4 protein-coding genes are annotated in these 12,603 nt (G+C 64.2%); 3 read left to right on the top strand and 1 reads right to left on the bottom strand.

The features are described 5' to 3' along the window. Positions 1 to 6: 6 nt before the first annotated feature. Positions 7 to 1,005 (bottom strand): hydroxymethylbilane synthase, encoded by a 999-nt coding sequence (gene hemC / locus H4V98_RS07655; protein ID WP_280757410.1) that lies wholly within the window; start codon positions 1,003 to 1,005, stop codon positions 7 to 9. 91 nt (positions 1,006 to 1,096) lie between these two features. Here hemC and ppc point away from each other — a divergent pair, with 91 nt between their 5' ends. From ppc to H4V98_RS07640, 3 genes are all read left to right on the top strand, one after another. Next, a complete protein-coding gene (ppc, locus tag H4V98_RS07650) occupies positions 1,097 to 3,991 on the top strand; it encodes a phosphoenolpyruvate carboxylase (RefSeq protein ID WP_231374296.1) in 2,895 nt (964 codons plus the stop codon). Between the two features lie 140 nt (positions 3,992 to 4,131). Continuing rightward, the gene (locus H4V98_RS07645; protein ID WP_280757409.1) at positions 4,132 to 4,377 is read left to right on the top strand and encodes a hypothetical protein; all 246 of its coding nucleotides are present in this window, start codon (positions 4,132 to 4,134) and stop codon (positions 4,375 to 4,377) included. A 4-nt stretch (positions 4,378 to 4,381) separates the two neighbouring features. Then, positions 4,382 to 12,601, top strand: a complete 8,220-nt coding sequence (locus H4V98_RS07640; protein WP_280757408.1) for a glucoamylase family protein — start codon at positions 4,382 to 4,384, stop codon at positions 12,599 to 12,601. The last annotated feature ends 2 nt before the right edge of the window (positions 12,602 to 12,603 follow it).

The following is a 12,603-nucleotide window of genomic DNA, read 5'->3' as shown; positions in this document are numbered from 1 at the left end:
TGCCGCTCAGGCTGGCAGTGGCGTGTTGCCGGCCCAGACCGCTCCACCAGCGCGAAGTTGCGATGCAACGGCTTCACCGAGCGCCTCGGCTTCGGCAAAGGTCCGCACGACAGCGCTTTGCCGGGCATGCACCAGCGGCGCGGGCGCGGGTTGATCGGAACCCGACAGGGCATCAGCCGTGGCTGGCTCCCCCCAGGCGGCGTCCAGGCGCAGCGCACCGTCGCTGCCGGCGGTGACAAAAGCGGCCAGCGGCATCGAGCAACTGCCGCCCATGGAACGCGAAACGGTGCGTTCGGCCGTGACCGCCAGCCAGGTCGGCTGGTGCGCCAGTGTGGCAAGAGCATTGATCAGATCGGCCCGGTCGGCCCGCACTTCAATGCCCAGTGCGCCCTGCCCCGCTGCGGGCAGCATGTCGTCGGGAACAAAGGTGTGGCGGATGCGCGATTCCAGCTTCAGCCGCTTGAGGCCGGCGGCGGCCAGCACGATGCCGTCGTACTGGCCTTCGTCGAGCTTGCGCAGCCGGGTGTCCAGGTTGCCGCGCAGTGGCTGGATGACAAGGTCGGGCCGAAGTGACTTGAGCAGCACCAGCCGGCGCAGGCTCGACGTTCCGACGACGGCGCCGTGCGGCAGTTCGGCCAGCGAGGCAAAGTGGTTGGAGACAAACGCATCGTGCGGGTCTTCGCGCGCCAGGACACAGGCCAGCGTGAAGCCGTCAGGCAGGTCCATGGGCACGTCCTTCAGCGAATGCACCGCCAGGTCAGCCCGGCCTTCGGCCAGCGCGACTTCCAGCTCTTTCACAAACAAGCCCTTGCCGCCGATCTTGCTGAGCGAGCGGTCAAGGATCTGGTCGCCCAAAGTGGTCATGCCCAGCAGTTCGACCTGCCAGCCCAGGCGCGATTTCAGCAGCGCCTTGACATGCTCGGCCTGCCACAAGGCGAGGCGGCTTTCGCGCGTGGCAATGACCACTTTGAGCGGTTTTTGGGGAGTTTGAAGCGCTGCTGCCACTGGTAACCTGTTGGTAATCTATAGAGGGAGTGAATGCTAGCATGGGCGGTTTTCTCCTCATTTCATTCGCCACCAGACGCAAAAGGCCAGAATGCCAACTCCCGCACGCACAAAAAAGATCAAGCCCGAAAGCCCTGCCGCCGTGGCTGAAACCGTCAAGCCTGCCACGCCGTCTGCACGCGCCAGGAACAACGAGCGCCCGCTGGTCGAGGACATCCGCCTGCTGGGACGTATTCTGGGCGATGTGATCCGCGACCAGGAAGGCGTGGCGGCGTATGAGCTGATAGAGCAGGTGCGCACGCTGTCCGTGGCTTTCCGGCGCGATGCCGACCAGGACGCCGACAAGGCGCTCAAGACCCTGTTGAAAGACCTGAGCGGTGATCAGACTGTCAGCGTGATTCGCGCATTTACCTACTTCAGCCACCTGGCCAACCTGGCTGAAGACCGCCACCATATCCGCCGCCGCGCCATCCACGAGCGCGCCGGCGACACGCAGGAAGGCAGCATCGACGTGGCGCTGGCGCGGCTGCGCTGGGCCGGCATTGCCCCCAAGACCATTTCGGACACGCTGGCGCGCAGCTTTGTCTCGCCGGTGCTGACCGCCCACCCGACCGAGGTGCAGCGCAAGAGCATCCTGGATGCCGAGCGCGGCATTGCCCAGTTGCTGACGGCGCGCGACAGCATCAAGGCCATGGCGCTGGCCGTCAGCAGCGCCAAGGATGCGCTCACGCCGCGCGAGCTTGACGCCAACGAGGCGCAGCTGCGCGCCCGCGTCATGCAGCTGTGGCAAACCCGCCTGCTGCGCATGTCCAAGCTGACCGTGGCCGACGAAATCGAGAATGCGCTGAGCTACTACGAAGCGACGTTTCTGCGCGAGATTCCGAAGATCTACGCCAGCCTGGAGCGCGAACTGGGCATGCAGCCGGTGCACAGCTTTTTGCGCATGGGCCAGTGGATTGGCGGCGACCGCGACGGCAACCCGAACGTCAACGCCGACACACTGAACTATGCCCTGCGCCGCCAGGCCGACGTGGCGCTGCGCCACTACCTGACCGAGGTGCATCTGCTGGGCGGCGAGCTGTCGATGTCGGCCATTCTGGTGGAGTGCAGCGCTGAAATGCAGCAACTGGCCCAAAGTTCGCCCGACACCAGCGAGCACCGCCAGGACGAACCCTATCGGCGCGCGCTGACCGGCGTTTATGCCCGGCTGGCGGCCACACTGAAAGCGCTGACGGGCGGCGAAGCAGCGCGCCATGCGGTGGCGCCGCAGAATGCCTATGCCACGGCCGAAGAGTTTTTGGCCGACCTGCGAACGCTGCAGGCCTCGCTGGTCAGCCACCATGGCCAGGCACTGACGGCGCAGCGCCTGCATCCGCTGATCCGCGCCGTTGAGGTGTTCGGCTTTCACCTGGCCACGGTCGATTTGCGCCAAAGCTCTGACAAGCATGAAGAAGTGGTTGCCGAACTGCTGGCCGTGGCGCGCATCGATGCCGGTTATGCCAGCCTGAATGAAGCGGCCAAGCGCACGCTGCTGCTGAAAATGCTCAACGACGCCCGGCCACTGCGCGTGCTGGGCCATGTTTACTCGGAACTGGCCCGCGTCGAACTGGCGATTTTCGAAGCCGCCCTGAGCGCGCGCGCCCGGTTTGGCAAGGAAGCGATTCGCCACTACATCATCAGCCACGCCGAAACGGCCAGCGACCTGCTCGAAGTGCTGCTGCTGCAAAAGGAAGTCGGCCTGATGCACGGCGTGCTGGAGAATGCGCAGGACAAGCCCGGGTCGCGCTGCGACCTGATCGTGGTGCCGCTGTTCGAAACCATCGAAGACCTGCGCAATGCCGCGCCCATCATGCGCGAGTTCTATGCGCTGCCAGGCGTCGCCGCATTGCTGCAACGCAGCGGCTCCGAGCAGGACATCATGCTCGGCTACAGCGACAGCAATAAGGACGGCGGCATCTTCACCAGCAACTGGGAGCTGTACCGGGCCGAAATCGCGCTGGTCGAGCTGTTCGACCAGCTGGCCGTTTCACACGGCATCACGCTGCGCATGTTTCATGGCCGGGGTGGAACCGTTGGCCGGGGCGGTGGCCCCAGTTACGAAGCCATCCTGGCGCAGCCACCCGGCACCGTGCGCGGCCAGATTCGCCTGACCGAACAAGGCGAGGTCATCGGTTCGAAATACGCCAACCCGGAAATCGGCCGGCGCAACCTGGAAACGCTGGTCGCCGCGACGCTGGAGGCTACCTTGCTGCAACCGACCAAGCCGGCGACGCAGGCCTTTTTGCAGGCCGCCGACGAGTTGTCACTGGCCAGCATGGCCGCTTACCGGGCGCTGGTGTATGAAACCCCCGGGTTCACCGAATACTTTTTCAGCGCCACGCCAATCCGCGAGATTGCCGAGCTCAATATCGGCTCGCGGCCGGCGTCACGCAAGCCGTCCCAGCAGATCGAGGACCTGCGGGCGATTCCCTGGGGTTTCAGCTGGGGCCAGTGCCGGCTGACCCTGCCCGGCTGGTATGGCTTTGGCAGCGCCATCGAACAGTTCCTGGACCAGGGTGGCACGCCGGAAAGCCGAAAAGAGGCGCTGGCGCTGCTGAAAAAAATGTACCGCCAGTGGCCTTTCTTTCGCACCTTGTTGAGCAACATGGACATGGTGCTGGCCAAGAGCGACCTGGCGCTGGCCTCGCGTTATGCCGATCTGGTGGGCGACGCAAAACTACGCAAAAAGATATTTTCCGCCATCGACGGCGAATGGCACCGCACCGCCCAGGCGCTGACGCTGATCACCGGCGACCGGCAGCGGCTGGCCGGCAACGCGGCGCTGCAGCGCTCCATCCGTCACCGCTTTCCGTATATCGATCCGCTGCACCATTTGCAGGTCGAACTGGTACGCCGCTACCGCGCCGGCCAGACCGACCAGCGGGTCCAGACCGGAATTCATATTTCCATCAACGGCATTGCCGCTGGTTTGCGAAATACAGGCTGACAAGCAGTATCGGCCCGGTCCTACATGCCTAACAGTTGTCGTTGATGGCATTGCAAAGTGCCACGTCCTAGCATTTGAGTTATGCCGAATTTCGCGTTTTCACCGCGTCTAGAGCTATAACTTTCGAGAGGACCTGACCCATGAACGCTACACACGCACAATCAGCACACCGTATTTCATTGAGCAATGAGTTAGTGTCCAGCGATTTCATGGCGCTTGCCTCGCACATGACGGACTGCCAGCGCTCAAGGGGCCGATTTTTTATCTTGCGCACCCGGCTTGAAAGTCTGCACGCCCTGACGGCATCCCGGCTTGTGACAACCGGCGCCGCCTTGACACTGTGCAGCCTGGCGGTGGTGGCACTGGGTTTGCTGACGATGGCTTGAGCAGGTGAATCCTGCCGTTCTGGACCGGCTCACAACGCTCAGCCCCAACGCCATAAAACGCCTGCTGTCGCAGGAAGGATCTGCTGAACCCCCTATTCGGGCGGAACTGTTCGGTATTCAACGTTTTGAAGAGCACGGCTGCAGCTTGGCGCAAGCGCAGATTGTCGAAACCGACGCGCAGTCGCTGCGCCACTCTCCCTTCTTCCCCCGCGTGGAGGGAAATCTGGCGGCACTTCGCGCTGCCTACGACTATGTCGCGCTGACCTCGCACAGCGGCCACTACGCCACACCAGCGGCTGAATGGCTGCTGGATAACTTTCCGTTGATCGAAGCGCAACTGCAGCAAATCCGCGAAGGCGTACCGCGCCGCTTCTACGCGAGGCTGCCCAAACTGGCCGCACTGCCGCTGCGTGGTTTGCCGCGTGTGTACGGCATTGCCTGGGCTTACGTGGCGCACACCGACAGCGTGTTGAATCCGGAAGTCTTTACTGCCTTCCTGAATGCCTACCAAACCTGCAGCGAATTGCGCCTGAGCGAACTGTGGGCCCTGCCAACGACGCTGCGCGTCGTGCTGCTGGAAAACCTGCGCCGCATAGCGGACGACATCGCGCGCAGCAAACTGGCGCGCGAAGTTGCCCATGCGGTCTGGGATAGCGGACAAGCGCTGGACGAGGCAGACCTCGACACCGTCAACGATTTGATGCGCCAGCGCGGCGTTCAGCGCAGCTACCAGACGCAGCTGTGGCAACGCCTGCCCACCGAAATTTCAGGTGATTCGTCCGCCGTGGTGCGCTGGATCGAGAAGAACTGCCCTGACGGCCATGCGCTGATGCTGGAAAGCCAGAGCGCCCAGGTGGCGTCCAACCTGACCGTTGGCAACATCATCACCACCCTGCGCGTGATTGGCCAGATTGACTGGGTCGAGCTGATCGAGCCGGTCAGCCGGTCCCTGCAGGTGCTGCAGCAACTGCCTGGCTTTGCAGGCGAAAGCGAAAGCACACGCCAGCAAATCACCCGGGCCATGGAACAACTGGCACGCGACAGCTTCAAGACCGAGCATGCGGTGGCCCAGGCGGTGGTGGAGGCGGCCCTGTCGGTGCCGGGCAGTCTGGAGGCGGATGCCGCCGAACGAACGGCAGGCTTCTGGCTGATGGGCGATGGCCGTGCCCGGCTTGAAGCCGACCTGGACATGCCGGTGCAACGCGCCCGGCAACGCCTGAACTGGCGTCGGTGGCGGCTGAGCCTGTACATCGGCTGCATCACACTGGCAACGGCGGTGATGGTGCTGCTGGCCACGTACCAAGCCGACTGGCACCGCTGGCAGACACTGGTGGCGCTGCTGCTGCTGGCCAGTCCGGCTTTCGAGGCTGCCTCGGCTTTTGTGCACCGCCTGATTGCCGAGTCGCTGAAGGTCCAGCCGCTGCCACGCCTGGGTTTTGCGTCCGGCATTCCGCCTGAACACCGGGTGCTGGTGGTGATTCCAACGCTGCTTACCTCCACACAGGCAAACGAGGAACTGCTGAACCAGTTGGAGTTTCACTGGCTGGCCAATCGGGAAAACCAGGCCCAGTTTGGATTGCTCACCGACTGGGTCGATGCGTCCGAAACCACCCTGCCTGGCGACGCCGCGCTGCTGCAGGACGCTCTTGAGCGGCTGGAAACGCTGAACGCGCGCTACCCGGCAGTGGCAGGCAGCGCGCCGCGCTTTTTGCTGATTCATCGGCCGCGCAGCTGGTGCGAAACCCAGCAGCAATGGCTTGGCTGGGAACGCAAGCGTGGCAAGCTTGAGCAGCTGATGCGCCTGTTGGCCACCGGCAGCATGGAAGGTTTCCTGCCGCTGACAGCCCCTTTGCGACTGGCCGATGGCATCCGCTACGTGGTCACGCTGGACAGCGACACCGGCCTGCCACCCGGTGCGCTGCGAGAACTGGTTGCCATTGCCGCCCATCCGCTGAATGCGCCGCGAGTGGATGCCCGCCTGCGCAGGGTGGTCAGCGGCTATGGCATCTTGCAGCCCCGCGTGGTCATGCCATTGCCTGGACGATCTGAGGACACCGCCTACCACCGGCTGTTTGCCGGCCAGGGCGGCATAGACCCCTACAGCAGCGGCGTTTCCGATGTTTACCAAGACCTGTTCGGCACCGGGAGCTTCAGCGGAAAAGGACTGCTGCATGTCAAGGCGCTGCATGCTGTGCTGGACCATCGCCTTCCCGATGAAGCGGTGCTCAGCCACGACCTGCTCGAAGGCAGCATTGCGCGTTGCGGCTTTGTCAGTGATGTGATGCTGGTCGAGCATGCGCCGCACCATGCGGGCGTGGCCGCATCACGCCAGCACCGCTGGACGCGCGGCGACTGGCAACTGCTTCCCCTGCTGTGGCACGCCCGGCGGTACGGAATCGACGCCCTGAGCGTCTGGAAAATGCTCGACAACCTGCGCCGTTCGCTGGTGTTCCCGACCTCATTCGCACTGCTTGCCTGGGTCATCTTCACCGATGCATTGCCTCTGGGCACCGTGTTCCTGGCGGTCATAGCCGCGCTGTTGGCGGGGCCGCTGCTGGGCGCGCTGGCAGGCCTGGTGCCGACGCACGCCGGGATTGCCTGGCGCCACTTTTTCAAGCGCGGGGGGATCGAGTTGCGCCTTACCTTGAGCAGCGCGGCCTGGCAGTTCAGCCAGATACCGGCGCAATCGGTCATGCTGCTGGATGCGGTGCTGCGTTCTGTCTGGCGCATGTGTGTCAGCCACCGCCGGCTGATGGAATGGACCACTGCGGCGCAAGCGCAATCGGCGTCGCGCAAAGAGTTTTTTGTATTCGTGCACCAGCATGCCGCAGCGTCGCTGCTGTGCGCTGGTCTAGCCATGGCCGCCCCCTGGGCGGCGCACCCATGGGTTGGCATCGTGCTGTTTTTGTTTTGGGGCGCCTCGCCGATCGCGTCATGGTGGGCCAGCCAGCCACGCCCGGCCAGCACCGAGCATGCGCTGTCTGCCGGAGACAAGCGTTACCTGATGGTGCTGGCGCGCGACACCTGGCGGTTTTTTGAGCGTTGCGTCGGGCCTGAAGACAACCACCTGCCGCCCGATAATCTGCAAATGGTGCCCGACCCCACAGTGGCCCACCGTACTTCGCCGACCAACATCGGCCTGTACCTGCTGGCCGTCTGCTGCGCCCGCGAATTCGGCTGGATCACGACCCATGAGGTCATCCTGCGCCTGCAGGCATCGCTGGACAGCATCGACAAGCTTGCCAAGCACAACGGCCACCTGTTCAACTGGTACGACACGCAAACGCTGCGAGTCCTGATGCCGGCTTATGTGTCGTCCGTCGACAGCGGAAACCTGGCCGGCATGCTGCTGGCCGTGGGCCAAGCCTGCCAGCAGTTCGCACAGCAAGACAAACAACAGGGCACCGACAGCGGGCAAGTGCAGGCACAAGCCCAGTCACATGCAGCCCTGCACAGCCTGGCCAGTCGTTGCGCCAGCCTTTACGAGGCCATGAATTTCAAGGGCCTGTATGACCCCAAGCGCCGGCTGTTCCACATCGGCCTTCGGGTTGACGAACAGGCGCTGGACAGCAGCTACTACGACTTGCTGGCGTCCGAGTCGCGGCTCGCCAGTTTTCTGGCGATTGCCAAGGGCGACGTACCCAAGCGCCATTGGAGCGCGCTGGGCCGGCCTTTCCTGTCGGTTAGAGGTACGCCCGGGCTGGCTTCATGGTCGGGCTCGATGTTTGAATACCTGATGCCGTCGCTGTTGATGCATGAGCCCGATGAGGGACTGCTGCAGACCATGGCGCGTTCAGCGATTGCCGCACAGCGCGAATTCGGCCAGCAGCAGTTTCTGCCCTGGGGGGTGTCGGAATCGGCCTATTTTGCCCAAGACCATTCACTCGCCTACCAGTATTCACCTTTTGGCGTTCCGCGCCTGGCGATGCGGCGCACGCCGCTGACCGATCGCGTGGTGGCGCCTTATGCCACCTTGCTTGCAACCTTGTTTGAGCCGGCCGCGTCAGCGGAAAATTTGCGGCGGCTTGAAGCATTGGGCGCGCGCGGCGAACTCGGAATGTTCGAGGCGCTCGACTTCACCGCCTCGCACCAGCCCGAAAGGGAGGCCTTCAGCATTGTCCAGACCTTCATGGCGCACCACCAGGGCATGTCGCTGGTGGCGCTTTGCAACGTGCTCTGTCTGGATGCGCCCCGGCGCTGGTTTTGTGCCGAGCCGCAGGTGGCAGCGCATCAATCCCTGCTGCATGAACGCACGCCGCGCCAGATCACTGAAACCGCCAGCCCGCGCCAGCCGCCTGCGACCAACACACCCAGCAGCGCGCCGGTGTTTCACTCGCGTGACGTCAACCCGGTGCAAATCGGCTGGAAACCGACCCACCTGCTGTCCAACGGGCGCTACAACGTGGCGCTGCGCGCCAGCGGCGCAGGCGTCAGCCGCTGGCAGGGCCGCAACATCAGCCGCTGGCGCGACGACCTGCTGCGTGACAGCCATGGCTGCTTTTTCTACCTGAACCTTGGAAATAACGAAGGCACCGGTTCCCTGACGGCTGCACCGGCGCCCCTGCCAGGCTGGCGCTACCAGGCACGGTTCATGTCCGACCGGGTGCAGTTCGACGCGCATGGCAAGGGACTGAGCACCGGGATCAGCGTGGTGGTCAGCCCTGAGGACGACACCGAACTGCGCACCGTGCAGCTGCACAACACGGGCCGTACCGAGCGCATCGTCGAGTTGGTGTCGTGCTTCGAGGCGGTGCTGGCAGACCCCCGTGCCGACGAAGCCCACCCAGCGTTTTCCAACTTGTTTGTGCAAACCCGCTGGGAGCCGAAATGGCGTGCCCTGCTGCTCAAGCGCATGCCGCGCCTGCATGGCGACCCACAAATGGCGGTAGCGCATTTCCTGGCCGAGGCTGATGCCGAGTTGCTGTCGGTCGATTGCATCGCTGACCGCAAGGTTTTTGCCGGGCGCCATCAGCCACCGCACCAGCCTGCGCTAGGGGACCAGCCCATGGATGCCGACGGCAACCCGATCAATGGTCTGGACCCGGTGGCCAGCCTGCGCCTGACCTTGCGTCTGGCGCCGGGTGCCGTGGCCCGCCTGACCTTTGCCACGGCGGCGGCACAAACTGAAGACGAACTGATCGAGCGCATTGACAAGTATCTGCAGCCCATGCACATCGTGCGCGCTACCCAGATGGCGGCCACGCTGGCGCAGGTCCGGCTGCGCGACCTGACCCTGACCCCCGAGGAACACCTGGCGGTTCAGGACCTGACCACCGCTTTGATGTACAGCACACCACGGATAAATGCCATGGCTGGGCCGTTGGACCAGCGTCAGCTGTGGCGCTTTGGTATATCGGGTGACAAACCCATCGTGCTGGTGCGCATTCAGGCCAGCAGCGGATTGCCGCTGGTGAATGCTTTGCTGCGCGCGCAGCCCTGGTGGACGTTTGGCGGCCTCGCGGTTGATCTGGTGGTGCTGAACAGCGAGCCCAATTCCTACCTCATGGTCCTGCAGCGCGACATTCTGGCCATGCGCGACCGTCTGACCCAGCGTGTGCAGGACAGTTTTGCCAAAGGGTCCGAGCGATTGTCAAGCTTTCACCTGTTGCGCGAGCCTGAAACCTCAACCGCCGAAAAAACCGCATTGGCTGGCATGGCGCGGGTGGTTCTCACCGCAGACGGCCGGGCGCTGGAAACGCAAGTGGCTGCCTTGCGCACTGGCGTCTGGCCAGTGGAGCAGGCTGATCTGTCTGGCGGCACGCTGCTTTCCAACCCGTCAGAGATCGATCCTGTCAATGGCCTGCCGGCGCTGGCATCGGTGCCACAAGGGATCGGCCAGTTCGACCCGGCCAACGGCGAATTCTGGTTCGAACTGCAGGGTGGCCAGTCGCTGCCACGCCCCTGGGTGAATGTCATCGCCAATCCGGACTTTGGCTTTCAAGTATCGGAAACCGGCAGTGGCATGACGTGGGCCGGCAACAGCCGCATGCATCAGCTCACGCCCTGGTCGAACGACCCGGTAGGCGACCCGGCATTCGAGCACTGGCTGCTGCAGGACATGGACAGCGGACAGGTTTTCCCGCTGGCGCCCTCAGTGCTTGCGGGCAGTGACAGCCGCTGGCGCGTGCGCCATGGCCAGGGTTATTCTGTGTTTCAGGGCAAGCAGGACGGGTTGCAGGTGGAAACCACCTTCTTTGCTGACATGCAGGCCGCCGTGAAAGTCGTCCAGGTCAAGGTGCGACTGGATGGTGGCCTGCGCAGGCGCCTGCGTGCAGTCGCGATGGTCGAATGGCAAATGGGCGACGCACGCAGCCGCCGCCGCACGCTGCAAACCTGGAAATCGCCCATGCAGGCGGCGGTGATGGCCCGTCAGCAGGAAACCCGGGACGGCTATGGCGGCAGCACAGCGTTTCTGGTCATGGCGGGCGCATTTGGCAACGTGCAATGGACCTGCGACAGGGGCGAATTTTTTGACGCGCTGGGCCGACTGTTGCTACCCACCCATTTGGCCGGACAAAGTGGAACTGGTTATGACCCTTGCGCCTGCCTGGCCAGCGAGTTTTCGCTGGCTGGCCAGGAAGAACTGGCCTTCAGCTTCATCCTCGGCCATGCCGTCGATGGGCCTGAAGCAGAGCGGATGGCCGCCGGGTGGACGACGCAAGCTTGCATCGAGGCTCTGGCTGGCGTGAAGGCCGCCTGGTCCGGCCTGTTGGGCAAGGTGCAGGTCAAGACGCCCGACGCGCGCTTCGATGCGCTCATCAACCACTGGCTGCTTTACCAGACCGTGGTCTGCCGTCTCTGGTCCAAGGCTGGCTTCTACCAGGCGGGCGGCGCATCGGGCTTTCGCGACCAGCTGCAGGATTCGATGGCGCTGGCACTGGCTGATCCGGCAAGGCTGCGCGCGCAGATCGTACTCAGTGCGTCACGCCAGTTTCCCGAAGGCGACGTGCAGCACTGGTGGCACGCACCCGGCGGCGAAGGTGTGCGCACCCATTTTTCGGACGACCTGCTCTGGCTGCCTTATGCCTGCAGTCACTACCTGCAAGCCACCGGCGACGCCAGTCTGCTGGACGAAAGCGTGGCCTTCATCGATGGCGCGCCGATTCCGGACGGTGCGGAAGACGCCTATTACGCGCCGCAAACCAGCGAACAGTCCGCCAGCGTCTATGAGCATTGCGCCCGCACCATCGACCGCAGCCTGGCCGTGGGCGCGCATGGCCTGCCGTTGATGGGCACCGGCGACTGGAACGACGGCATGAACCGCGTCGGCCATGAGGGACGCGGCGAGTCGGTCTGGCTGGGCTGGTTTTTATGCAGTGTGGTCGAAGGCTTCGCGCCGGTTGCGCAAAAGCGCGGCGACGATGCGCGCGCCCAGCGCTGGCTGGAGGCGCGCACCGGCTGGATCACCGCGCTGCACGACGCCGGCTGGGACGGCGCCTGGTTCCGCCGCGCCTTTTTTGACAACGGCGCGCCGCTCGGCGCCAACGCCAATGACGAATGCCGCATCGACCTGATTGCGCAAGCCTGGGCCGTGCTGTCCGGCGCCTCCACGCAAGCCTTTACCCGTTCGGCCATGCTGGCACTCAACAACCAGTTGATCGATGAAAAAGCCGGCTTGCTGCGACTGCTCGACCCTCCGTTCCGGGACTCGGCCAACAATCCCGGCTACATCCAGGCCTATCCGTCCGGTGTGCGTGAAAACGGCGGGCAGTATTCGCATGCCGGCGTCTGGGCGTTGATGGCGCAAGCGTTAAGTGGCGACGCAGAAGGCGCCTGGCGCAGCTTCGAAGACCTGAGCCCGGCCCACCGCAGCGCGCATCCCGAGCGCGGTCCGGCCTATGGTCTGGAGCCGTACGTGGTGGCAGGCGATGTCTACAGCGCCGAGCCGTATGTGGGCCGGGGCGGCTGGAGCTGGTACACCGGCTCGGCGGCCTGGCTTTACCGGGCGGGGCTTGAAACGCTGCTTGGCCTGGCAGTGCAGCCGGGCAGACTGTCGCTGTCGCCACGCCTTCCCGCGCATTGGCAGGAAGTCGAGCTGCGTCTGCAACTGCAAGGCCGTGACATCACCGTGCACTGGTTACGCGAACCGGCAGGCGCCGCGCCGCTGGTGGCGGACAGGCAATTGGCGTGGGGCGAATGGACCCGGCTGGACACGCTGCCCGCAAAGTCCGTGTTGCTGGTGCGCGGCAGCGCGGCGCCGGCATTGCCTGATTGCTATCAATAAAA

Origin of the sequence: Polaromonas sp. CG_23.6, from assembly GCF_029892315.1 — a bacterium.
Classification (GTDB): Bacteria; Pseudomonadota; Gammaproteobacteria; order Burkholderiales; family Burkholderiaceae_C; genus Polaromonas.
Note: the sequence above shows the minus strand (reverse complement) of the source record. Positions and strands in the feature narration are given on the sequence as shown.